We start from the raw sequence: 25,353 nt of genomic DNA, 5'->3' as shown, positions 1-25,353 counted from the left end.
TTATAAATTTGAAATTCGAGCACAGATGGTTGTATTGATCTATATCCAAATCCAGTTCTTGTGCGACTTTTTTATATATTTCTTCTCTACGAATAAAACTATCTTCTAACATAATCACTATTCCAAATGTATCACTTAACTCAAAGGTTTTTCGTTCGTCAAAGGGATGATATTCTTTGCCAAACTTCATGGTAGCATTCCCGTATAACTGAATCATGTTTTCACTTAATCGTAAAATGGTTCTTTCAATGTCACCTTCATTGAGATTACGTAATCCTCTTTGAGGCACTATTGATTTACATTCAATTAGTAGTGCTAAGTCCTGTTTCCTTAACATCAAATCGACGGTTCTTCTTTGATTTCTTTTAAAGTTATATGGGTATTCTTCGATACACTCTTCAAAGAAACTACCTAGACTTACTATGTGTGTTAAATATGACTCGAGAACGTACTTACCAAACTTTGATCTCAGATCATTATTCCCTGCTGTAAGCCTTGTCAAAAGGGAGGTTGTAACTGCTTCTGTCAACGTATGAGGTAAAGGGAAGTATCTTTTTTCTTGATGGAGAATAAATGGATAGGTATAAAGATAGTTATAACTAGTAACGTAATGTTCAGATTTATTTATAAGTTTTCTCTGTAAATCTATAAACTCTTGTCTGTTGAGCTCTAAAAATTTAATTACTTGTGAGAATTCTTTATAAATTAAATTGTGAAAGTCTTCATTCAATATTGATTGCAACGAATTACCTTCGGGATAAAATAGATTGACTATATTACTTAACTGAAGAAAATCTTCATAATTCTGATTGAATTTCCCAAAGAATTCAGTCTTCATATCCACAAAATCATTTGAGAAATTAAAAAAATAGGAGTATCTATAATATTTCATATATTTATTTTCTTGAAGAATAAATTGAGTTAAGCCTACAACTATTAGAAAGTCCCTTAAAAAATTTGAGGAAGAGTAGCTTTTGGGTTTTCCCCATGTTGAGATACTCTAATGCTTGTCATGATTTCTGAAAATCGCTTTTTGCCATACGTGTTTAAAAAGTTCTGATTGTTATACTCGTTAATAGTGAAAATTGAGAAAAGTGCATACGTATTTATTCCCACGGTAACCACTTGCCTCTTAAAAGGTTGGCTTCAATTAGACCGCTTGGAGACATAATTTTATTTGAGTAACGCTGAGCTTCCTCCATTTTTGCTTCAAAGGAAAATCTTTTCAAGACTAAAGGAATTCGTTCATATTCCAAAATAATCACCTCTGTACAATTATACAATAGACTTTTAAAAACAGATTATGCTCTCTCACTATATTCTATGCGGTGAGCTGCATTAAGTTAATGAGAGTTCTTAGACATAGAATGAAACGAAGCCTGTACAGATTATTCGCGTCAGCGACCGTAAAGATGATAGCTTGACCGGGTAGGCGAGGTAAAAAGTAAAAACGCTTAAGTTTAACGTTTACGTCGACTTAAGCGTTTTTGATTAACGATTTAATTAGATTTTAGATATCTCTTCAATTCATTATAAAAATTTTCTCTGGTGCCGGCTAAAATAACGACAATCCATTCCCCGTCTTTGCCCTCTTCAAGGATATATGCAATCTCGTAAACGGTGCCCTTATATCTAAAATCATAGCCACGAATCCCGGATAAATCGCCCGTCTTAAATTCTCCGATTTCAGGGTTACTTGAGATTTTTTCTAAAGTTAATTTGTACAAATTTTGAAGTTGTTTGTCATTCTTTTTGAGACTTTTAAAATATCTTTTTGCTGCGGGAGAATATTTAATACACAAGTTATCACTCAATTCAAATCAGTCCTCGTCGTCATCTCCGAATAAATCATCTAGTGAAGTCGGTTCGGATTCTAATGCTTCCTTAACCATTTGTGAAATAGCCGGACGAATCATATTTTTACGGCGTTGAAACTCTTTTAAGATGTCGTTCCGGTGAAGCCCTCTTCAAGAACATCTGCTAATATTTCTTCTGAGAAATCATCCGTATGTGTTCTTACTGGTTTGATTTGAATAACTCCGTCATTCAGTTCCATAATAATCTTCTTTTTCAATACCGATCGCATCAAAAATTCTTTTGGAATGGCGATTTGTCTTTTGCTGGAGACGGCAACCTTTTTCGTTTTCGTTGCTAACATGGTTTCTCTCTCCTTTTTTCACTTTACCATTTTCATTGTTGTGTAATTTATTTTCCCTCGGTTTTTTTGTTCGTATGCTTTTTGTTAGTTGACTTTTCGCATTTTCACTTTATATCCAGTAAGAATTCTTACTCTTTACTTAATACTAACTATATACCACTCTTTTAATTTATTCAATCAAGTTACATATTCCCGAAATTTTATTAATCAGAAGTAGTTGATATAAAAATCCAAATAAATACAAATAAATATTGTTGCAACCTTTTTTGGCTCATCACCATAAGGTGTGGTTGACACATAAAATCCATCGGATTTTGAATTGAACATAGAAAAAAAGCGAAAACCCCGGTATCGTAATTGTTGCTTAGACAAACCACGATTGGAGTTTTCGCTTTGTCCCAACAGTTTATCAAATTACTTCTTCCACTTCCAGCCCTTTTTCAGATCCAAATGTCGTCAGACGAAGAACCAAACGTTTTTCCGGTCATCCCGGGTCGACATGACATCCCTTGTCCGCTTTGCCAGAGAAAGACCATCCAGCATTCGAAAAAGCGGCGTCGCTTTCGACACGGTCATGCGTGGAACGTCGGTGTACTCTGGATCGAACTGGATGTCCCACGTCAAAGATGCACCTCTTGTGATTTGACGTTCGTGTATGACTACGGTCTCGGGCTCGTCCGCACTTCCACCGAGGTTTTCCGGAAAGGCATCGCAAAACGTTGCCACGGACGGACGATCTCAGATGTCGCACGCGAGTACGGCCTCCCTTATACGACGGTGGAGCGCTGGTTCTATCAGTACGCTTCAGTGGAGACGATGGAGCGTGCAACGCATGTCCTGGTCGACGAGTTCGCCACGAGAAAGGGGCACCACTATGCGACGATTGTCCTCGATGCCAAGAGTGGACAGCTTCTGTCCATTGTCCCGGGCCGGGACGTGGCAGCCATCACGGCAGCACTTCAAGACATATCCGGGGATATCCGTTCTGTCGTCAGTGATTTTGCACCGGCGATGGCGAAGGCCATCAACCATGTCTTCCCGGAGGCAGAACATGTGCTGGACCGGTTCCACCTCGTCCAGTTCTTCACGGACGCTCTTCGCCGACGGCGTCGTTTTTTGAACGAGGCAAGACGCCATCACCACGTTCGCGTGATCGATCGTTCGCTCGCGCGTCGCCCGGAAACGCTGACTGGGGAAGACCGGGAGGTCGCCCGTTCCTGTATTCAGGAAGATCCATTCATTCGGAACCTCTATCAAGGGCTCCAGCATATCCGGTATGTGCTGAAGGCGACGTGCGAGATACAGGCGCAACGGCGGCTGACGGACTGGTTGGACCGTTATCAGTTCCATCCGTGCGGGCCCTTAGCGAAGATCGCGAAAGCGATCCGGGTCCGAGAGCAAGCAATGCGCCAGACCATCGTGTCAAGGTTGTCGAACGGGAAGATGGAAGGGACGAACAACAAGATCAAGCTCATCAAACGCCGTGGTTATGGCTATCGAAACCTCGAACGATTCTTTTTAAGATTGCGCCTCGAGATCGGTCGTCAAAATAGCAACCACGAGTTATGGTGATGAGCCCCTTTTTTATTATTTATAGTTAATATATGTATAAAAATATTCTTACTAAAAGATCTGGAGGAGAAATATATGAAATTAATTAAGTTACGTGTATCTAATTTTAGAGGAATAGCGGGAAATTCAGTTACTGCTGGAATTGAGATTGATTTCGAAAACATAGACTTGGTCTATTTGATTGGACAAAACAATACAGGAAAATCTTCAATCCTCCATTCCTACGAGTATTTTGTTAATTCATCCATAAATGCAAAATTAAATGATTTTCACAATAATAATTCAGAACCTATAATTATCGAAGGGTGGATCCAAGCCGAAAGCGATGAGGATCGACAACATAGTGCAATGGTGAATTCAATGGACCATGAAGGTGTTGGGAGGTTTAAAAAAGAGTGGGTTGAAATAGGAGGAAGCGCTAATAAATATACTTTTAACACAACGGATCAATGCTGGGATATAGGAGGTGCAGGAGGATTCGACACCTTATTACAAAACGCTTGCCCAGAACCGATTTGGTTACGCGGATTAGACGATGTAGAAATAATTCTAGCGAACGTTCAGAAACTGATTAAAGAAAAAGTAATAGACAACGCAGTCAGCTCTTCTCGGATCGGAACCATTCAATCAGAGCTAGAAGAACTTCGTAAGGAAATTTTACAAGATGAATACTCAATAAAATTAGAATCACGATTAAATGATATGATGCAAGAGACTTTCCCTGACTTAAAAGTATCTTTATTTGGAGATAAGAAAGATGATATAAGTAAAAAACTCTCTTCATTTATACATACCGATATCAACTTTTCTAATCGACAAGGGCAAGCTTTGCACATGAGTAATCATGGTCATGGCATTCGGAGACAATTCTTATTCAATTCATTAAGAGGACTAAATCATGTCTTTAAGGAAATGGAAACTGCTAGAAACAGAAGAAATGTCGAAATAATCGATAACATTGACCAAAAAGATACTTCATCAAGAAAGAAAATGCTTTTAATTGAAGAACCAGAGCTTTTTCTTCACCCTCAATCTATTAGACTTTTTTCGAAAATACTCTATGACTTAGTAAATCGAGAAAACGGGAACCCGGAGTTTCAAATTATAGCTGCCACACATTCTCCGATTATGATTGATTTAAGTAGAGATCATACTACTTTAATTAAAACTAATATCAATGACTTAGGGGATGTTTGCTTAAACCAAGTAAAATACTCTATTTTTGACGAAGAAGAAAAAGAGCACATGAAAATGTTAAATTCATTTAACCCGTACATTTGTGAAGCGTTCTTTAACGATAAGGTTATTTTAGTTGAAGGTGATACTGAGGCTGTAGTTTTTAGAGAACTGTTAAACAAGTTTGTCGAGAACGGAAAAATTTCATATAACGATGTTCCTTTAGTAGTAAATTGTGGTACGAAAAATAATATTCCGTCTTTCCAAAAAGTTTTAAACCATTTTAAAATTTGTTATACAGTAATTCATGATTTAGACGACACCTTGAACGTCAATAATCAAAATAATAGTGCATGGACTTTAAACTTCACTATTGAAGCTGGAATCATTCAAGTAAATGATCCTAATATAGCTAGACGATATGTTATGGAACGAAATTTTGAGGATGCCCACCATTACAGTCATACTTCATCATTAGGTAAACCGCTTTCGGCTTATAGATTAGTCCAGGGATGGGATGTAAATGATACAAGCATAAAGGCCGTAGAAGCGTTAAATTATTGTATTGAATACGACCCGAATCTAGTGTTCGATAGTAATTGGGTGAATAATCGAGATAATTCCACAGTAGCGCCTTAATGCTTGAACAATAATACACCCAAAGACAGAGTGGAATATACCGCACTAAGTATCCTCAGGTAGCTAAACGATTCAATTTTCCTTGAGTCGCCTAGCTACTTTTTTTATTTCTTAAAACCAAAATCCAATCTTCTTATATATAAAAATCAACCCTAAAAAAAAATCTATAATATATTACTCTTGTCTCAGTACGAACTTAAAATATCTAACTTGTGATAATATAAGATTATCACAAGTTAGATATTTTAAATTCATTAAAATTTATAAATGTAATACACATTTATCTAATATAATCTTCTAATTACATATGTATTTTTATTAAAAATACATATGTATTACTTATTCTTTATCACATCTTTTAATGAATACAGATATTCAGATGAAAATACGGAGCAAAAAGAGGGAGAAGTATGGAGATCGAGAAAAAGAAAAAGTCGTTCGAGGTAGCATTGCAAAAACTGACCGGGGCAAACACAAAACTGGCCGAAGCATTAAAGAAGGACCATATCGATCTCGAGACCTTGAATGATGTCGAGGTCATCGAATTGTTCTGGGCGACGGAACTGTTCCCGATCTATGCCGACAAGAGCCCGCACACACGACGCGCGTACAAACTGGACCTCGAGTTCGTCCTCAGTTTTGTGATGACGAAGACAGACGGATTAAAACGCCTGACCGTGCTCGACATTCATCGCTATCTATTCGAGGTGAACGAACAGTATGCCCCACGCACGGCACAGCGCAAAAACAACATGTTGAAGCGCCTACTGACCTACCTTCACGTCAACCAGTATCATTTACATAATCTGGCCTTTCACGTGAAGAACCAGAAACGACCGGAGCCGCTCCGTCGGGAGGTCGACTTCGACGAGATTGAGCGGATCGCCGAGTCATTCCGCCATACCGTCAAACGGGCACAAAAAAAGGAGCTCATTGAGCTCCGGAACGAGACGATCGGTTATTTGTTGTTGACGACTGGCATGCGGGCTGCAGAACTGTTATCAATAAAGTTCACTGACGTAAAACGAAATCAGCATTCATCCTACCTCGAAGTGAAGGGGAAACGCGACAAGTGGCGCCGCATCCCGCTCACCGAGAAGGCGAACCATCTCGTGAGTCGGCTGCAGGCATTGATGATGATCGAGGAGGTCTCTTCCCCTTTCATCGCCTTTAGCACGAAAAAAGCCGATAAGGCCATCACATATGAAGCCTTGCGCCTGATGACCCATCAGGCCGTCGACCACGTTGCGAACGAAGAGAAGACCCCACCCCACTGGTTCCGCCGGGCCTACATCACAAAGCTCCTAGCGAACGGAAATTCGTTGATTGGGGTCATGCAGTTAGCTGGTCACGAATCAATCAACACAACAAATGAATATCTACAAACATTTAGTCATCTTTCAAACATATCGAATGCAAACTTACCTTATAAATAAGTGTATAGTTAGTCAGAATATTCTTTTCCTGCTTTTAGACTTTTTACTATCCTGAATAATTCATACTTTTCGTTGAAACATGTGCCAACTGCCTAACGGCAGCTTAAATTTACTTTTTCATTTTCACCTGTTAAGTGATGAAAAAAGAACCCCATTCTGATATGGTAAAGGTGTCTAAACCAACCATAAGAAAGGAGTTCTCTTCATGATTAGCTTACACAAAAACCAGGTAAAATTCAATTCAAACATCATCATTTCGCATACAGGTGGTCGCTTATCGAGTGATTCGGGTTTAGTCTTAGTTAAAGAAGTAATGGATACCTTCAAGTTTTCTGATTTGGCAAAATCACTTCTGGACATTAAAGATAACCGTGCTTACTACACGCATGATAATTTAGCGATATTAGAACAGCTCATTATGCAATTGATTGCTGGTTATTCGGCAGACTCGTCAGCTAATCTGTTACGACAGGATCCAGTCTTTCAAATGGTGTTAGGCAGAAAACAATTAGCCTCACAATCGTCAATTTCACGGTTTCTGGATCGTTTCACCACGGAAAATGTGGGTCAATTACAATCATTAAATCAGTCACTCATTGATAAAGCGCGTTTGATTCGCAATGACACCGAGTTAATCATTGATCTCGATTCCACTCATTCAGATACCTTTGGCCATCAAGAACTAACAGATTATAATGCACATTATCAAACCTACGGTTACCACCCATTAGTTGCCTTTGACGGACTGACTGGAGATTTCTTAAAAGCTGAACTGCGTTCAGGTAATCAGTACACATCTAAAGGGGTGAAAGCCTTTATCGACCCATTGTTACACCACTACAATGAATCGATACCGAATACTGACATATTGGTTCGTGGGGACAGCGGCTTCGCAACACCAGAGGTGTATGAGTCTTGTGAAGAAAATGAAAGTCAGTATGTGATCCGATTAAAGAACAATCGGAGGTTAAGTCAATTAGCTGAGCAATCCGTTCTTTACGGGGATAACCAAAAATGGGAAGATCGGGAAGTTCAGTATTTTTCAATGCCTTATCAAGCACAATCATGGTCGAAACCCCGTCGTGTCTGTATTCGATCAATCCGTGAAGCAGGAGAACTCCTCTTTCAACACGCATTCATTGTGACTAATCTATCCGATAATGTCTCACCTGAAGTCATATTCTCTCTTTACGGCAAGCGAGGGACAATGGAGAATTTCATCAAAGAAGCGAAAGGTGGCTTTTATTTCGATAAAACAGATAGTCCACGCTTCTTAGAAAATTATGTCAGAATGATGATTAGTCTGCTTGCATACAACCTCATCAACTGTCTAAAGACTATCGGCTTTGATAAAAAGAACCAAGGGATGACTATTCATTCCATCCGACTAACATTCCTTAAAGTCGCTGGCAAACTTGTGCAAACAGGCAGACGAGCCTATCTAAAATTGTCGAGTTATCATGTGTATCAAAAACTGAATTCTATAGGGTCTTCGAGCGCCTACGGCGATCCAGTCAATGGATTTAAATCAGTCATCACGTTAATTTTTTGAATCAATCGTCTACAAGGGAGAAGTATGCCTTCAAACAAACAAGAGAATCGTAAGAAGGTTCATTTAGTTAAAATCTACTTCGAGAACGCACTATTTTGTAGAAAAATTCCCAATTTTTCCAAGAACGATTAATTTATTCAAGAAACCAGCTTAAATTATAGAGCTATGAATTATTCAGGTTTACCCTATTCCGTTATACGATTGTTTGAAAGTATTCATATAATTATTTACTCTTTATACTATTTTCTTACCTGATATTTTCTGGATTTATTTTCATATTAGAAAACAAACAAATACGGGTCAACAAAATATGTTAATCTATCAATAATTAAAAATGAACATATAACCTGAATTATTCATACTTCTAAATTTTCCTTATTAATTTAGGAAAACCGTTGGTTTATACTTTTTTATCATTGTATTCCGAATGTGAATCGCACCATTCTTTCAAATTTTGTTTGTGTTCAAGAATCAGTACGAAAAACTTCCGGTTTTTGGGCGCACGATCCCCTTGAAATTCATTAATTTTTTTAAAATTTCAGTTGGCTCTCGGCCCTACCAACAGAGTTGCTGGATTTTGTCCAATAAGTGGTAGAACAGGTTTTGGTAGACATGGGAAGAGCTCGTCTTCAAAAACAACTTTCGGCCGCTGCGGACCAGCTTGCCAGCCACTTTGAAGAGGCGCAGGCGCAAGGTGTCTACTTGGAAGGCCGCTTCTTTCTCCGGTAAACAGATTGTTTTCATGAAGTTGACCAGGTTGTAAGCCAAGAGGCTTACAACCTGGTCATGGTTTTCCAGAAAACAGGAGCTATCCGTCTTGTCGAAATGGAAACCGTTTTTCGCTTCCTTGATATATTTCTCCATGGTGCCACGCTTGTGGTACAGCTGGAACATTACTTTGGCGGATACATTCTCCGAAAAGTTCGTCACCAAGTATTCATGGCGAAACGTTAATTCCCCTGCATCGCGTGTCGATTTGATGCAGACACGCCTCTTTTTTTCCCAACTGCTGGCTTGATAGGTTGTCGAGTAATAGTAGACTTCCCGGTGTTCCCAGGGATGGTCGCCGCCGATCAAGACGAAAGATTCGGCCAACTTGGCCAGTTTCGCATTCGCCTTGAGGCGAATCACATAATAACTTTTGTGGGTTTCACAGGTATCATAGACTTCCGGTGTCCCAAATCCGCTATCTCCACGCACCATGATATCGGTGCACGGGTGGGTGTGGCTGTAATGCTCCAGCATTGGCTCCAGAAATGTTTTCACCACATTTGAGGTATAAACATTGCCAGAACGAAGTTCTGCTTTCAGGAAATCACCCGTTAGGCCATCGAAAGCGACCAAGGGCTGGTACCCGTTCGTGCCATAGTGGGCATTGTAGTTGGCAGCCTCTTGATTCCCGAATGTATCGGAATGAGTGGAATCCAAATCGATGATGAGTTCGGTCGCATTCCGTTTCGTCCGCGCTTTATCGATTATGGCTTGATTCAGGCTTTGGAATTGGGAGATGGTTGCCTCCGTTATTCGGTCCCAGAACCGAGAAAGAGACGCTTGCGATGCAATCCCGTCCTTATCAAGCACCAAACGGAAAATAGGATCTTCCTTCAGTAAGTTGGCGGAAGAATCCGTAGCGTATCCGGCAATCAACTGGAACAAGAGTTGCTCCAGCAAGGAAATGTTGTCATGATGCCAGTAGCGTCGGTTGTCCTGGAAGGTGAGAGAATGGGTAGCTAATGTTGAGAAGCCGATGGAATCCATGAATTCTTTTACCAAAATCAGCCCAGAATCGGTGGAAAGATTTCCGCCAGTATTATTTACGACCATGTTTGAGTTGAAATTTACGTGTTTTTCCTGTAATGTAGCCATTGAGAGAATCCCTTTCATGGTTTAGTTTAGCCGCTTTAACCATAGCAGATTGGGGTTCTTTTTGTACACCCAAAGGGTGTCGGATAACTAAACAAAAAACAGTGTTGGAACAACGCTTAGAGAGCATTTTAGAAAAACTATGAATTATTCAGGGGTAAAATAAGAATATTAACTTTAAAGTATTATGAATATTCAAAACAACAGAGGGAGAACAGGAGTGAACACATGGGTGATTTATTAAAAAAAAGAATTGATGCAATTATTAGAAATTTACCAAAAAATGGGAGAAGAATATCAAAAATTATTTAAAAAAGTGGAAATAAAACTTTATGAACTAACTAAGGAAGCATACATTTCCTAGACTTCGATCCGCCACAAAGCTTATGGCTGCGATTGCTATTCTACCCTGTTCAAATAATGGAAAAGCGATTTGAAATTCAAAAAAAATTTGTTATAATAGTCACATGAGAATCAATGAAGCATATTAAAACTAAATAATGAAAGCTTTGGAATATAACAGATTTTGTTTGTTGGTTATATTCATTGTGATCTGAACAGGCGGTGGACATATAAAAGGTCCATGCAGCCGGGCTGCAATTTTTGCGGCAGCAGAGTATGTAAATAATAAGGGCATACCTGTGGGACAGTTAATTTTGTTCTATAGGTGTGCCCTTTTTTATATATATATTTCTAAATAAAGGGGAATGAAAAGATGAGATGAAATGGATTTGTAATAATTGGTAAGCAAAAAAACAAAAAATAAGAAAGAGGTTTTAGAAATGGTTGAGTATCTAACAAAAAGTAGGCAAGGACAATTTTTAGTTGTCGGTGTTTTATTTACAATCTTAGGGTTTATCTTTATCCCACTAAATGATGCATACAGTTCCATACTATTTTATATTTCAATTTTCTTTTTAGGCTTCTATGCGGCAAAACATGCTGTTGTTGAAACGATTAAAGATCGCTCACCAAATGTCGACCTATTAATGGTTTTGGCAGCAGTTGGTGCAGTAATCATTGATTTTGAGTCTGAAGGAGCGGCGTTGCTATTGATTTTTGCTGCTGCAGAAGTTTTGGAAGATTATGCAACGAACAAATCCACCAGCGCGATTTCAGAATTAATGGCGCAAGTACCCGACACAGCCCAAGTGCTAAAAGAAAATGGGGATGTAGTGGTTACCCCTACGAAAGAGTTAGTTATTGGGGACATTGTCGTGGTATCGAAAGGTGGTAAAATCCCTATTGATGGCTTGATCGACCGAAATGCAATCGTGAATGAAGCGGCTTTAACGGGTGAGTCTGTCCCAGTAGAAAAAGAGTTAAAGGAGGAAGTTTTTGCCGGAACGATTAATGAAGGAAATGTTTTTCATATAGAAGTAAACAAGACACTGAATCAAACCATGTTTTCCAATATTATCCGGATGGTTGAAGAAGCACAAAACAAACCTTCTCGAATCGCAAAGTTTATAGACCGTATTGAAAGTAAGTACGTGATTGGCGTTTTAATTATCGTACCTATTTTCATCTTCTTTCTATATTATTTCCTAAGCCTACCATTAGAAGAAGCATTTTATCGTGGAATGGTACTTTTAACAGTGGCTAGTCCATGTGCATTGGTGGCATCAGCTACACCGGCTACGTTAAGCGCGATAAGTAATGGAGCCAAAAACGGTATCTTATTTAAAGGTGGAGCCGCAATGGAAGCGTTAAGTACAATGAATATTTTGTATACAGATAAGACCGGAACATTGACGTATGGCGACTTCCAAGTGGTCGATTATCATTTGGACCAAGAGCTGTTAAAAGAAGTCATTTATATGGAGCAACAATCCAGTCACCCAATCGGAAGAGCAATTGTTTCTGCCTTTAAAGAGATTAACTTAGCACAAGTGAATCAAGCAGAATCGATTGAAGAAATTGCTGGTTCGGGAATTAAAAAAGGGGCAATCCTAGTTGGAAAACCGGATGCATTTAAGCAATATGATAAATTTGATCAGTTTGAAAAGCTACTGGAAAAAGGCGATACGACCATATTTGTAGCGAAGGGAAATGAAGTCGTCGGTTACTTCTCACTCCGGGATCGAATTCGTCCGCAGTCAGCGAGTACGGTTGCGGATTTCCAAAAAGAGGGCATCAAGGTTTATCTTTTAACGGGAGATAACGAAAAGGTTGCGGCACAGGTTGCAAAGGAAGTAAAGGTAGATGACTATATTTCTTCCATGTTACCGGAAGATAAAATAGATTTTGTCTTAAAAAGCCAAGGAAAAGAAGAAGTTGTTGGGATGATTGGCGATGGGATCAATGATGCACCCGCGCTAGCGAATGCAGATATCGGAATTGCGATGGGAAGTGGCTCGTCAGTCGCAATGGAATCCTCTGATGTCGTTGTAGTGAAGAATGATTTGTCTAAATTGTTTTATAGCTATCAGCTAAGCAAGAAATTAAATAAAATCATTATTCAAAATGTCATTTTCTCCATCGCTGTTATTGTCAGCTTGATTACTTTAAATATGTTCGGCGTTCTGGGACTTCCTTTAGCAGTACTATTCCATGAGGGCTCCACAATCCTCGTCATCTTAAACGGCTTGCGGTTGTTAGGGTCCGAAAAAACAAAAGCGGAATTAAGTGGTGCTTATTAGACTGCATCATGATATTAGCTGAAAGGGTGAGCGAATATCTACAGCTTTTTAAATTTGTATCTGTAGGGAATGAAGCTTACCCTTGGCGAAAGCCTAAATCGTCAAAAAAGCTGATAATTTCTGAACAGAAATTATCAGCTTTATCTATTTTAAATACATGCTAAAAATCGTTTATTCAAACTTGATTGTCATCAATTATTAAAAACAATAAAGGAGCTATCATAGAGTTATACGAAAGAGTAAAACAAAAAAGACCGCGCAGTGAAAAACTATTTTCGAAGGAAAACCACTTCTTGATGAGGATCAATTCTTAATCTGATTCAATCCAGTAGACTTACATTACAAACAACAAACAGGAGGAAAAAATCATGCAAAGGTGTATTTTAGGAAAGAAAAATCAAATCACCGTCATCAGTGGCATATTAATCGTAATAATTTCCTTCGTTATCGATGGCCTCGATTTGGATGGCAACGGACTTATTTTTTAATCTAGCCACTTGAAGCACCTCGCCAATCTCTTGTTCGGACATTTGGGGCTTTGGGGAATTGATGTGAGCCAATCCTTTTTGAATTTTTTCCTGTTCAGCTGTGTGTTCAGATAAGAAAAAGCCCGCCCATTTTTTCATACCCCGGTCTTGATATTCGTCATTCAAATATTTCATGGATAATCACTCCTTTAGAACCATTATAAGAACAAGTGTTCGTTTTGTGAAGGGGGACAAGGAGTAAATGTCCTGATTTTTTTTATCAGCGACTTTCATTTACTGATGAAAAGAGAGAATAATAACAAAAGCAGGGAAAAGAAAAACTCCTATAATCGCAATCGTTTTTCCTTAAAAGACAAGAGTATGGAGTGCTTTTTTCAAAAGCATATCTATTGAAACCATTTTTTCGTTTTGTGTCGCCATACGCCCTGAACGATCCGAAAGAGCTGGATCAGGGCTTTATCATTTCGGACTGTTCTTAGCGGCAATCTCCATGCGGGAGCCCTTCCCTCCGGTCCCACATGTATCTATCCGAGAACAGAAAAGCAATTCCAGAACCGTAAAAACTTTTTTCTCTTTCCATTTCTTTCCTTTCCAAAAAACTTTTTATCTAAAGGAATCCTAACCGCTAAAGCGGAAAGGATTCCTTTTTTCTTGATTTCCTTTTTTCCTCATGATTAAAGGCTAGCCAACAAAACGGAAAAAATTCAGCTTTTGAGCTCACATCTATGCGACTCAAAACAAAAAAAGGAGTGGAAAAACATGAATAAACAAAAAGCAGTAGTAGCAGTGAATGATTTGATACTATTTTATATACACTTTTAATACCTATGAAACTATTTTTAAAATAGATAAAATGAGTACCAACTAATGATAATTGGTGCTCATTCTATTGACTGTATAACAAAAATTTCTTCCTCTAAATTAATATCAAAAATTAACTTTACTTTTTAATCCCTAGATTTTAATACTCTTCCAATTTCACTTTTATATTCTTCCATAATCAATTGATTTATTTTTTCGAATTTTTCTAAAGTTTTGATATTAAAACTTAATCTATCGATATCATTTTGCGTTTCACTATCTGTAAAATCATCAGTACCCCAAATTAGCTCCTCGTACAATACAGTCATTTTATTTTTCTCTATTTGACCTTTTGAAATTTCTAACCATTTTATTGTAGCTTCGTTAGTAGAGATTTTTGTAGCTTTATTCAAAATATGCAAAATCCATATCCGAGCAACTTTATCAATTTCTATTGCTAAATCTAGCAAAGAATTAAATTCTTCTGAATCTCCTTTTGATGAATCATTTCTATCGAAAAAGTAATTTTGATTACGTTCAGGATCAAGTCTATTAAGCGTTCGGAAAATAGGTTCAAAGTCGGTAAATGGTTTTGTTTTCCCAGGCAGAATAACTTCGTGCTCCCAAAGCTTAAGAATTGTTTCAAAACACTTTTCTTCTGCCACTGCTTTTTCGATTCCCGTAGAATTTTCTGCAATTTTTATTTGTTCAGCAATATAATGAGCCATCCATCGTCCTAATGTATCTACACCGGGATCTAAATTAAGTTCTTCTACTAGGCTCTTACCATAGTTTATGATATTTTTCCGAGTCTCTGAGTCTTCCATCCGCCGATAAGATAAAGAGTTTGTTGTGTGGTGCCTCATATTTATAAGGTTCCCCCGATCTTTGATATGATCCACTAATTAATTTTTTTCTAATTTGAATTTCAACAATAAGCTCACTTTTATACTCTTTACATAGTTTTTTTAAGAAGGACAAAGAGGCAGAAAGTAATTTCCCACGTCTTATATAGTTTTCATCACTCTCTGTAGACATAGGGGCCCACATTTCACAATTTACTGAAGTATCTGAGTCATTTATTTCTCTCCATTCTCTATTTTCCAAATCAGAATACAAGTTCATTTGCTTAGCAATGGTATCTCCAACTTTATATGCTGGATACAGCAAATGTTTAGAATGAGGATCAAAGTAATCGGCACCCTCAGTAATGGGCTCTTGATACACCCAGCCCTTTAAATTGAAGTCTCCTGAGTTTATTTCCATTCGCTCTTCCTGATATTCAGGCAATTTAAAATCATAAGGGTCGGAACATGTAGTTAAAGCATTTAAAAGTGCATCAGATGTTTTCGCTGATACAAGAGAACTAGCTATGTTAAATTCTTCAGTTTTATTACCTTCTGTTTCAGTCCACGTCCCGAAAACATTAAGCCATATTTCTCCATTTCGTTTCGAAAAAATCCCTTCAAGAAAGTCATTTATTTCATCGTATTCACTACTTTCTAAACTATTACCCCCTCTGCTTGCTAAAGGTATAGGATCTCGTCTGTCATACAACCAGTAACCATCATTACGGGTTAAAAAGTGTCTATCCAACCATTCTTCAAATTCATCTTTGTTTTCACGATTGGTAAATGGAATTTTGTTAAATATTTTCCCAATAACATTAAACATTGAATGGAATGAAAGATAAAAACTATAGGTTTCTATTGAGGGATAATTCCCGTGACTATGGTAAGTATTCTCTTGCTCATATGACATTCTCCATAAATATTGTCGAGGATCATTTAGATAGTCACCTTTAAAATCAATATTCCATTCATTTATTATCACATTAGAAGCAAGGCGTGCAATCATACCATTTGGAATATTAAACACGGATTCTAAAGACTCGAACCAATAACGTTCAAAATCATAGCCATGATGAAAATCGAGGCTATTTTGATTTATCTCCTTATAATCTGAATCAAATAACGCCGAATGTGTATTTTCTTCAACCGGCTCCAATTCATTATCATTAATTATCAGAATTGAATCTGATACTCCACACTCAAATTCATTGCCATTTATTGAACCAATATTAAGTAAAATATCGGCTGAATATTTTTGAATCAAAAAATGAGAAGAGTCATGATAAAAGTAACGAAATTTTTCGGTATAAGGTAATAGTATTTCCGCATTGTCTTTTGAAATTCGTGCAAACGAAATTAACAAAAATAACCTTGCATGAAGATTGTAAAAAGGGAATTCAAAATTTCCGAAGGCTCCAACTGTATCTTTCTCCATCCAGTTCATCAACTGGTCAATTTCATTTTCACAATTAAACTCTGCTAATCTTTTAACACTGTGTGCTGCACACCATCGTATTGATGACTTCGGCGACCCTAAAGCAGACCAAATAAATCCTGTAAGAGCACTTGCTAGACCATCTTGTAAATACAACTTAGGGGACCATAGACCGTCGCTGTAATCAGGATCAATATGCATTTCCAATCTATATAAAGAGTAATCTAATAACTTTGTAGCTTCTTGTGTGGAAATATGGTTACTTAGTATGTCTACTATCCCAAAAAAATCGGAACTTCTAACCATTTCTATATGGTTTGTTATTGCTCCAATTACTCCTTTTTCAATATAGGGAAGATTTGCGCTGCCAGCATCCAATGAATTAACAAAAAAACTTAGTGTGCTTTTGTTTAAAAAATATAATGCATGCTTATTACCTATCATTTCCATAAAGTGCGGCCATTCTTTTTTTACACTTACTTTTTTTAGCCATTTTTCCGGTATTAACTCTAATCCAAGTTTCAAATCGTAAAAATCAATTTCCTCGGATTGTATCAATTCATATATGAAATTTTTAGCTGTCGCATCGGAAACTTGTCTATAAATTTCATTCCAGTACGCTCTTCTATTTCCACCCAAATTGTCAGATTCGCGATAAAAAATTAGTGCTTTTTTAATACCACTAGAGGACTTCAAATTTAGACTTTGTAGGTACTCACTCCACTTTGATACTTCGTCACTCTTAGAAATCACTGACGACGCTACCGGTTCGTGGTTAAGTATATTACTATTTTTGAGTTTGTTTTTACCCATATTAAGAAGCACATCATCTAACAATTCATTATTTAGAGAATATTCTGTTGAAATTTCTTTAATTTTTGTCCATATCTCTCCTTCTGCTCCATTAATCCTTAACTCTTTGATAATTGAATTAAACAATATAGTCCGATTTTCAATTTTTTCTTCTTTATCTAAACAAAGTAATGCAAAGTTCTCTAAGTCATATATGTTCATGAACGAAGAAAGTGACCAACCCACTTCTGGAGTTATATAACCTCTACTCACAAGCTCGCTAGCTAACTCAACTAATTGGTGATTGAAATTTCCAACTTCTCGATCTCGCCATCTACTTAATGCAGCTATAGCTGAAGCAGGGGATAATCGTGTACAGGTTTTTATAGCTTCATTTCTATTCCAGTATTTTTCTCGCTCCACACTTTCTCCAATTAGCTCAGCACAACGAATAAATCTGTATGCTGTTTCGTCACATACGTGTTCATCAATCTTTCTAATATTTGCAAGAGAAACAATCGATTCCCATCTTTCTGCCAATTCATCACCAAATTTGGACAAAGCATTTATTGCACAATCAAAATAGACAGCTGCATCATCCATATCATTGTTCATTACAGCACGAGCAAGCTTTATATAAAATTCAGCTTTTTCTTCTGGATTAATATTTGTCACGGAGTTTATTTGCTGGTAAGTGTGCTGTTCGCACTTTAGTCTTATTTCCGATAAATGATTTAAACGATAAATGGCACGCACTAAAGTTAAAATATCTTTTAACAATAAATTGTCTGATTTAAAAATATACTTATCAAAGAATGATTCAACACTATAGCTAAATCCGAATTCATGAAAGATTAAAATGTCACAGCATATCTTCGTAATTTCACGCGGAATGACATCATATTCTTTATATCGATTTACCCTTTCTTTGTTTGAAATTTCCTGAGCCTTATTCAATTCAATTTCAATATTACAAGTATGATTAATTAAGCATCTAATTCTTACAAAGTACCAAGGTAGTAACCCACCTGTAAGTTCTTTAATTTCTCGAGCATCTTGATTATCAGTATACTTTTTTTTATCAATTAATTCTGAAGGAACTAGTTCATCCGTATTAATAGTCATATTATCCAAAAGATACATTTTTAAAGAAATTGAACGCAAAAAAGCCGATCGATATGCAGCGTTATAATTATTTACGATATATTTAATTTCACTACTAGGGAAATAATGATTTATTAGTCGAATCACTTTATTTTTCGGTAAGTTTGTTGCAGCACATAATTCCGCGAATGAGATAAGTGATGAAGTCATAGTCTCATCATAATGTCTGCTAATGTTTCTTTTTGGGATTCTAGAGCGTTTATTAATTAATAATTCCAGACAATCATTTAATACATTTTTATCTGGGATATATCCAATCTCCATAACCTCTGAAGCGAAGGCTACAACTATATATGGATTTCTCAAACCTAGTTTGGCAAAGCTGTTGGCCGTTTCAACTTCTCCAAAATCTATAAGTCGATTAATCAACATTCTGGAGACGTTATAAATCAAGATATCAGGTGTCCATCTCATTAAATATTTATATGCAGCTTCAACACCAAATAAATTTAGATGGGTGTAAGTGAGTTCAAAAATTTCTTCGTCCTTTAACCTATTGTGAAGAAGATGTTTTTCATCATCTTTCATTGCCTTTTGATTTTCAAAGTATATCTTTAGCCAATTATTAGCTCCCCTTAGGTAACTTCTAGATTCTCCATTGAATTTATTTACTGTTGAGAGTAAAGCTGCAGAATATACATTTTCCGAACCTTTCCAATCTCCATTGAGTAGTCGTTTATAGGCGAGTTCTTGAACTCTATTCTCATCTTGTAAAGGTGCTACTAAGTCAACATTTTTTTAATTAAATCTAATTGTCTACTATTCCCTGCGAATTCTTCTCCTGCCCTCATTGCTAATTTAATTGCTTCAGAATATTTATCTTCTTTCATTGAAGCCTTAAATGCGAATTGAAGACGAAATAGCCTAACATTCCTTTCATCAATTGGATTTTTAGGAAGATGTCTATCAGATAAAGCTAGCTCTACCAGCTCAGAATATTTTCCTGCTTGTAACATTAAGCTTGGTAATGCTGATGCTATATATGCAGAGTCATAGGAAAGCGGTTTGATTTGCTCAAGGAAAAAACTAATCTGTTTCGAAGATGCCGCAAAAGTTAGTTTAAACCAAGTTTCTGTAGGTTCATCTCGAAACTGTACAGCGTTATCAGTAATCCATAAAGATTTTCCTATATCAGATACAAAGCTTGTAATTGTCCCCTCTTCAACCCCCGTTGCTTTGGATAAAATATTGATTGGGATAAATGGTGGCAACGTAGCTAAAGCTGTACAAATTAAATCAATTTGTTGTTGGTAAACATCACTAAGTTTATCTTTAGATAAATCTATAGCGTGTGATAGTTGTGATTCTATTTGTTCATCCACAGTTGTGCCAAAACTACCTAAGTTATTAAACATGTCAGAAATTGTTGTTGTTAAACCCAATGCATTTGATTGAACTCTTGGATTACCGTTTGTAAGCCTATGAAATTCAATTCCATCTTCAATACTCACATAAGGATAGTGGTTTTTTAATAAATAAAAAGATTCACTTTCTGTAAACCCTTTTAATTCTATAGTCTTAATATAATTTTTAGGCTTTAGCATATGTAATCGTTCGCTTCTACACAATGCCACAACTTTAACATCCGCTATTGGGTGTTCGCGAAGTAGTTCGTTAACAAAACAATTATCATTAAATTCCGTTGCTGCCATTTCAGCGTTATCGGCAGCGTCAATAATTAGCACCAAATTCGCCTTTTCGTTTCTCAGTTTTACCCTACTTATAGATACCTCTAATCTTTCAAGAAACTTTCTAATTATGTCTCTTTCCGATGCATTATAATTTACAATAAGTGGATCACAATAACCTTTCATTGATAGTTCATTAATCATTTGAGTCAATGCTTGACGATGGTGGTGTCTTGTTTCACTTCTATTTCTATAGCGTCCCCCACCAAAGCAGTCATAAATAATTCCAACTGAATCATTTGGTAAAGACTCAATGAATTGACGAGCAAATACAGTTTTACCGCTGCCACCTGGGGCGTGGATTATTACTGGATTCACTTCATTCATAACTACTTCTAAAATATCAGAATGTTGCTTTCTCATTACCATTTTCTCTATTTTTTCAAATTCAGGAGGAGCAGGAAATAAATCTCGTTCAGAGGTCACATGAAATATTTTAAGTATTTCTTCACGAGTAATAACTCCATTAGAATCTGGAAGAGCTTTTTGTTGAACCAAGGAAGTCAATTTTTCAACTTCTGGAATGTCTACAATACCTGCAGTTAGTAAAGATATTTCTGCATGCAATTCGAATTTTTGTGCATCATAGTCTCCTTCTCCATCCATAAATATAATTCGTGAACAAAAATCATTTAGGTCATTTATATTCAAGTTTGTATATTTTAAAAGGGTCTGAATATATCTCTTGTTTGGTTTTTCACTTCTGGAAATGATCAGCACTTGACTTTTTAATTCATCGCTAATTGGTCTGTTTGTAACTATTGCAAACTTTACGTTGTTATTATCAATTCGTTCTTTGGCTATCAAATCGTTATATCTTTTTGCAAAACCTTCAAATGTATTTCTAAGGTCATTAAGCATGAAAGGATTGTTTTTGTGCTTTGTAGTATGTTTCAACTGAAAATAAGTTATATTTTCATCAAATCCATTTTGTGATTGTGAGTATTCTGCTACATCGATAACATATTCCCCCGAAAGATTCCTTTCATTTGACCCCTCTATCACAATGCTATTAATTAGAGTCTTTGGTGATATTAAGGCCAAACATCTTCTTGCCGCCCACCGGTAATGAAACACATCTCCAGCTCTTGAGTATCTTACAAGTTCCGTATCCATATTAAGATCACCTCAGTTATTTTTTATTATTACTAGCATTAATTTAATTATATCGTTTCGAAATCGGAATACCATTTACTCCAAATTATATTTTATTATTCATAATTAGTGGGTGGGGATTTTTTTAATGAGTAAAAGTATGCGCCGGCGCATACTTTTGCGGTATTTGAAATAAAATATATCAAACGGAAAATGACTTACAAAAGTATGCTTTTTTATAAATATGCTATATTTAGTGAAGAAGAGGTGATTAACATGGAGAACCACTCATCCTCCAACAGCCGCTCCCAACAACTCATTATTTCGCAAGCGGTTAATACAATTAAGCAGCATGGTATGGAGGAGATCCTCCATAGTGTATCTATTTTTGACATCAATGACTTCGTCACATCACTCTATCAAGAACATTATGCGCTTGAAAATATTGAGAGTGCCTATAAAAAAATCCGATATTACTCCTTCATGAAGTTGAAACGTCGGTGGGTGAAAACCGCTGTCCGTAACTATCAAGAATCACGCGGTTACAATAAAGAGCTCCGCGCCAAACATGACATGATCTCAGCATACGTGAAAGTCGCAGGTCTTGAAGGACTCTACAAAGAGTTTCACGTGAAAACGATTGAAGACTACATGAATCTCTGCATCACCGAGATTGAAGAATGGGCCGAGGATCCGAACCAACTTATTCATACGTATCCTTATTGGTCTCAAAAAACCGTGAATCAAAAGACATCCACTTTGAAAACGGATGTCCTCATGGTTCTAGGAGAAGTAGCGAAAGAGATTGATTCAACGCAACGGGTGGCGCATCACTCACCGACACTCGCTGTCGACATCCCGTTTTTCGGGATGTCGGATCGCATCAAGAACAAGACCGATCAACTCGATGAGAAACTTAACGACGCGACGCAGCTCAACCTTGAACTTTTGAACTACGACTCAGTTGTCCCGAAATACAAAGAAGGCGTTCCGCAAAATCTCTCCGTCTTGGTCAGTAAAGAGTTCATTCAAGAGTTAAACGGTAAAGTACCTGATCTTGACTCTAAAGACTTCGAGGCCTTCACCGAGATTTTGTCTTACCGTGATATCTCCTTCCAGACAAGTCGTAAAATCATCTTCCCGTTAGTCCAGCTGGTTGAAAAACTCTATGCCAACAAGAGCGGGAAAAGCTACGACCTGACTACGAAGCGACTGATGAAGCTCGGCTATTACCGTGTCGCGGGACACAACGATGAAGGGGACTTCTTTATCCGTGGACTCTTCTCTTCCGTTACAATCAAGAATGCGACGACACTTGCAGACAGCCAGGTGATCGTCACCGTAACTGAGGAGGTCTATGACGACCTGCTCAAGCAACAAATCGTCAGTATCTATGGGGAACAGATTGAACAGTTGAAGGGGAGCTTCGCTTATCACTTAGCGTTCGTACTTCAAAAGGAACGAATGGCTGCTATCCAGACAGGGGAACAAAGTCCGGTCCGCCGACATTGGCGTCAATTTACTTACTCGATTCGCTTCAATAAATCGCGTAAGTCAGAGAACTTACTAGAACTTGAGGCAAACCTTGACCGCATCAAAGAACATGAGTTCATCTTGAAAGACTGGCACCGCTCTGGCGATTACTATTTCTTCAAGTTCTATCCGCTCGAATCATGGGAGTTATTGAACCATACAGACACATTACTCCTTTAATAGAAGCAACTGCTCAGAAGAAGCCTTTTTTACAAATGGGCTTCTTTTCTTATGTATTGGTCATTCAGCCACTGTTTCACATGGAACATTCATGTATTTTCTTCTCCTTAATGCTAGGAAACGGATTCAATACCAGCGATGATCCACTCACGTCACATCAGATTTTTAAGACCACATGTATCTTTCTTATTAACAACCCATTTCCTAGCACTGTGGTATGAAGTCAATCGTACTGAAATGACACCTATATATTGTTTGGTAGATAAAATCGACAACAAATCATTCTTATACATTCAACTTGGTCGTAAAACATCGTACTGAAACAACATTATCGCTGAATTTGGTCGCGAATCATCGTACTGAAACGACACCTCTATCAATTTGGTCGCAAATCATCGTACCGAAACGACATTTTTGCTGTTTCTGTCGTAAATCATCGTACTGAAACGACATCTCTCACTTTTTTGATGAGTTTTTTAAATAATTTTAAGTTGCCATTTCTTAAAAATGGTCACAAACCGTCGTACTGAAACGACATTTTTGATGGTTTTGGTCGCAAACTGTCGTACCGAAACGACACTTTCATCAATTTGGTCGCAAACCATCGTACTGAAACGACATTTTCTGCTCTTTTATGATGAAAATTCTACTCTGAATAAGCTCAAAATGGCTTGATTAAGCCGTTCCTCTTAATTTGGTCGCAAACCGTCGTACTGAAACGACAACTATTTCCCCTGTGAAAATGGCTCAACACCAACACTTTTTTAAATTTGGTCGCAAATGGTCGTACCGAAACCGCACTTTGACACCACTTAGAAAGAACAAGATACTGAAACTAGCATATTTTAGGATAGGGGAGGTGTAGGAGAGATGATGGAGACGAATCGACATATTTTGGTCGCCAATAAGCTATTGGTCGCAATGAGCGGATTGACGCGTTGGACGAAACGCGCAGATCATTATCGCTACGAGCAACACCACTATAACATCCCGGCCTGTTTCATGGCCTTCAAGTGGACCAAGTCTCGGATCCGTCATATTCTCTCCATTCTCGCCTATGCTGATGACCAAGGGAAGATTGAATTTGCAGAAGACAACACGCTTGCGGATTTTGCATGCACGTCGGTCCGCTCCCTACATAACAACTTAAAGATCTTCGAGCAGAATGGCCTCATGACGGTCGTACGTCACTTCCCAGGAGTGATCTCAATTCAATTGACGGATTACCTTGAAAACTATCGTGATTTGTTTGTAGACGGTGCTACGGTCGATTCGAAGACCGGGTATACGTCTGTTTGGCACGGCCTCTTGTCTGAACTGATCGCGCTTGATAATGTGAACACGTTGCGACTCGCACTACGGACAATCGTCCAGGTCGAGAAAGATGTCCATGTCCAGTCAAATGAACAGGCCATCCTGACCTACGATGAGATCAAAGGATTCCTTCCTAAATACTGTGGCCATAAACTCGCCATCCAAAAGATGATGTCTGGTCTTACATTCCTTCAGGTCTCGCTTGTCGAGGACAGTAAGCGTTTCTTGAACATGGTGAAACAAAATGTCTCGCTCAAGAAACGGGTTCAAGACGTGACACGACCGCTCTTACTTGAAGTCCAGCTATCGGCTGCGCAAGACAGTAAGCAGATCAAAGAGAAAGATCGCACTGAAGTTCAGCTCCTTTGGTTTGAGCTGCGTAAGCGAGTAGGGGAGTTCCTCGACTTTGACGCACTCAAGGTCAACCGTGACTCACTCTTCTCGATGAGCGATACATTCGGGGCCAAAACGTTCAAACAGGTCGTCGAAGAGTTAAAACAAGCATTCCTTCACCATCGTGAGGATTTGATCCACTCGAGTACACATAAACTGTTCTTTGAGGAACCGATTTTCTATCTTCATCAACAACTTAAAAAGGCCCAGGCAAAAATGGCTATCGCATGATGGTCTTTTAGTCGTGCACTTTTTTGAAAATATATATGAAAATGACTCATTTTTGCAGGTGATTTCTGTCTGTGTGTTATTTGCAACTGTACCCTTAGACAGTCAAGGGGTATCGACTGTCCTATTTTTAATTTTTGGAAAAAAATCAAAACTACTAACCACTTAATCAAGTTTTTATTGAAGTAAATCATCTTTTGTTTCTTTAATCCCAAATGCTTAGTGAAATAAAAAAAGCCTTGATGAAAGAAACGGTAATCCCATTGAAGGTTCTCTTTTCACATAAACTGTCAGAGCGGCTGATATGACTAGGTTTGGACGTGCTCTACCTTTTCTAATTCTATTAATCTTTA

At 37.7% G+C, this 25,353-nt stretch carries 13 protein-coding genes, 2 pseudogenes and 1 riboswitch; of the genes and pseudogenes, 7 read left to right on the top strand and 8 right to left on the bottom strand.

Translation table 11 applies throughout. The annotated features are described in order from the left end of the window. The 3 genes and pseudogenes from P398_RS0115950 to P398_RS16485 form a co-directional block, all read right to left on the bottom strand. Positions 1-838 (bottom strand): annotated as a pseudogene (locus P398_RS0115950) (hypothetical protein); the annotation flags it as partial. A 661-nt stretch (positions 839-1,499) separates the two neighbouring features. Beyond that, positions 1,500-1,814 carry a type II toxin-antitoxin system RelE/ParE family toxin gene (locus P398_RS0115945; RefSeq protein ID WP_235263550.1) on the bottom strand — a complete coding sequence of 105 codons (315 nt, stop codon included), beginning with the start codon at positions 1,812-1,814 and terminating at the stop codon, positions 1,500-1,502. Positions 1,815-1,939: 125 nt separating this feature from the next. Further along, positions 1,940-2,158, bottom strand: coding sequence for a hypothetical protein (locus tag P398_RS16485; protein WP_051638975.1), 219 nt, complete (start codon positions 2,156-2,158; stop codon positions 1,940-1,942). A 450-nt stretch (positions 2,159-2,608) separates the two neighbouring features. Here P398_RS16485 and P398_RS0115935 point away from each other — a divergent pair, with 450 nt between their 5' ends. From P398_RS0115935 to P398_RS16270, 4 genes and pseudogenes are all read left to right on the top strand, one after another. Further along, entirely contained in the window at positions 2,609-3,730 is a 1,122-nt protein-coding gene (locus P398_RS0115935) for an ISL3 family transposase (protein WP_235263469.1), read from the top strand. Between the two features lie 75 nt (positions 3,731-3,805). Next, positions 3,806-5,545 (top strand): ATP-dependent nuclease, encoded by a 1,740-nt coding sequence (locus P398_RS0115930; RefSeq protein ID WP_051638974.1) that lies wholly within the window; start codon positions 3,806-3,808, stop codon positions 5,543-5,545. A 410-nt stretch (positions 5,546-5,955) separates the two neighbouring features. Further along, the gene (locus P398_RS0115925; protein ID WP_029336212.1) at positions 5,956-6,981 is read left to right on the top strand and encodes a tyrosine-type recombinase/integrase; all 1,026 of its coding nucleotides are present in this window, start codon (positions 5,956-5,958) and stop codon (positions 6,979-6,981) included. A 205-nt stretch (positions 6,982-7,186) separates the two neighbouring features. After that, positions 7,187-8,508: pseudogene (locus P398_RS16270) on the top strand (IS1380 family transposase). A 580-nt stretch (positions 8,509-9,088) separates the two neighbouring features. On the opposite strand, the gene P398_RS0115915 reads toward P398_RS16270, so the two are convergent. Next, positions 9,089-10,399, bottom strand: coding sequence for an IS1380 family transposase (locus P398_RS0115915; protein WP_029336211.1), 1,311 nt, complete (start codon positions 10,397-10,399; stop codon positions 9,089-9,091). 540 nt (positions 10,400-10,939) lie between these two features. Next, positions 10,940-11,048, top strand: a riboswitch (NiCo riboswitch). Positions 11,049-11,136: 88 nt separating this feature from the next. Between P398_RS0115915 and P398_RS0115905 the strand changes: the two genes are divergently transcribed. Further along, a complete protein-coding gene (locus P398_RS0115905; protein ID WP_438359802.1) occupies positions 11,137-13,038 on the top strand; it encodes a heavy metal translocating P-type ATPase in 1,902 nt (633 codons plus the stop codon). A gap of 422 nt (positions 13,039-13,460) precedes the next feature. Here the strand turns inward: P398_RS0115905 and P398_RS0115900 are convergent, their stop codons facing one another. From P398_RS0115900 to P398_RS17105, 4 genes are all read right to left on the bottom strand, one after another. After that, positions 13,461-13,700 carry a hypothetical protein gene (locus P398_RS0115900; RefSeq protein ID WP_002316697.1) on the bottom strand — a complete coding sequence of 80 codons (240 nt, stop codon included), beginning with the start codon at positions 13,698-13,700 and terminating at the stop codon, positions 13,461-13,463. Positions 13,701-14,473: 773 nt separating this feature from the next. Beyond that, entirely contained in the window at positions 14,474-15,154 is a 681-nt protein-coding gene (locus P398_RS16480) for a hypothetical protein (protein WP_051638973.1), read from the bottom strand. Next, entirely contained in the window at positions 15,111-19,097 is a 3,987-nt protein-coding gene (locus P398_RS17110) for a hypothetical protein (protein ID WP_235263548.1), read from the bottom strand. The genes P398_RS16480 and P398_RS17110 overlap by 44 nt, the downstream gene beginning before the upstream one ends. 194 nt (positions 19,098-19,291) lie before the next feature. Further along, the gene (locus P398_RS17105; protein WP_235263546.1) at positions 19,292-21,373 is read right to left on the bottom strand and encodes a P-loop domain-containing protein; all 2,082 of its coding nucleotides are present in this window, start codon (positions 21,371-21,373) and stop codon (positions 19,292-19,294) included. A gap of 462 nt (positions 21,374-21,835) precedes the next feature. Between P398_RS17105 and P398_RS0115885 the strand changes: the two genes are divergently transcribed. Further along, positions 21,836-23,065: a hypothetical protein gene (locus P398_RS0115885; protein ID WP_147287430.1), complete on the top strand. Its 1,230-nt coding sequence runs from the start codon at positions 21,836-21,838 to the stop codon at positions 23,063-23,065. Between the two features lie 873 nt (positions 23,066-23,938). After that, on the top strand, positions 23,939-25,003 hold the full coding sequence (locus P398_RS0115880) for a hypothetical protein (protein ID WP_029336206.1): 1,065 nt from the start codon (positions 23,939-23,941) through the stop codon (positions 25,001-25,003). Positions 25,004-25,353 lie beyond the last annotated feature (350 nt).

It is taken from the genome of Exiguobacterium aurantiacum DSM 6208, from assembly GCF_000702585.1.
In the GTDB taxonomy this organism is placed as follows: Bacteria; Bacillota; Bacilli; order Exiguobacteriales; family Exiguobacteriaceae; genus Exiguobacterium; species Exiguobacterium aurantiacum.
Note: the sequence above shows the minus strand (reverse complement) of the source record. Positions and strands in the feature narration are given on the sequence as shown.

Coding starts and splice junctions, on each gene's coding strand:
- P398_RS17105 (WP_235263546.1), bottom strand. CDS start 21,373: ATGGATACGGAACTTGTAAGATACTCAAGAGCTGGAGATGTGTTTCAT.
- P398_RS0115885 (WP_147287430.1), top strand. CDS start 21,836: ATGAAGTTGAAACGTCGGTGGGTGAAAACCGCTGTCCGTAACTATCAA.
- P398_RS16485 (WP_051638975.1), bottom strand. CDS start 2,158: ATGTTAGCAACGAAAACGAAAAAGGTTGCCGTCTCCAGCAAAAGACAA.
- P398_RS0115915 (WP_029336211.1), bottom strand. CDS start 10,399: ATGGCTACATTACAGGAAAAACACGTAAATTTCAACTCAAACATGGTC.
- P398_RS0115925 (WP_029336212.1), top strand. CDS start 5,956: ATGGAGATCGAGAAAAAGAAAAAGTCGTTCGAGGTAGCATTGCAAAAA.
- P398_RS0115935 (WP_235263469.1), top strand. CDS start 2,609: ATGTCGTCAGACGAAGAACCAAACGTTTTTCCGGTCATCCCGGGTCGA.
- P398_RS17110 (WP_235263548.1), bottom strand. CDS start 19,097: ATGAAAGATGATGAAAAACATCTTCTTCACAATAGGTTAAAGGACGAA.
- P398_RS0115930 (WP_051638974.1), top strand. CDS start 3,806: ATGAAATTAATTAAGTTACGTGTATCTAATTTTAGAGGAATAGCGGGA.
- P398_RS0115900 (WP_002316697.1), bottom strand. CDS start 13,700: ATGAAATATTTGAATGACGAATATCAAGACCGGGGTATGAAAAAATGG.
- P398_RS0115880 (WP_029336206.1), top strand. CDS start 23,939: ATGGAGACGAATCGACATATTTTGGTCGCCAATAAGCTATTGGTCGCA.
- P398_RS16480 (WP_051638973.1), bottom strand. CDS start 15,154: ATGGAAGACTCAGAGACTCGGAAAAATATCATAAACTATGGTAAGAGC.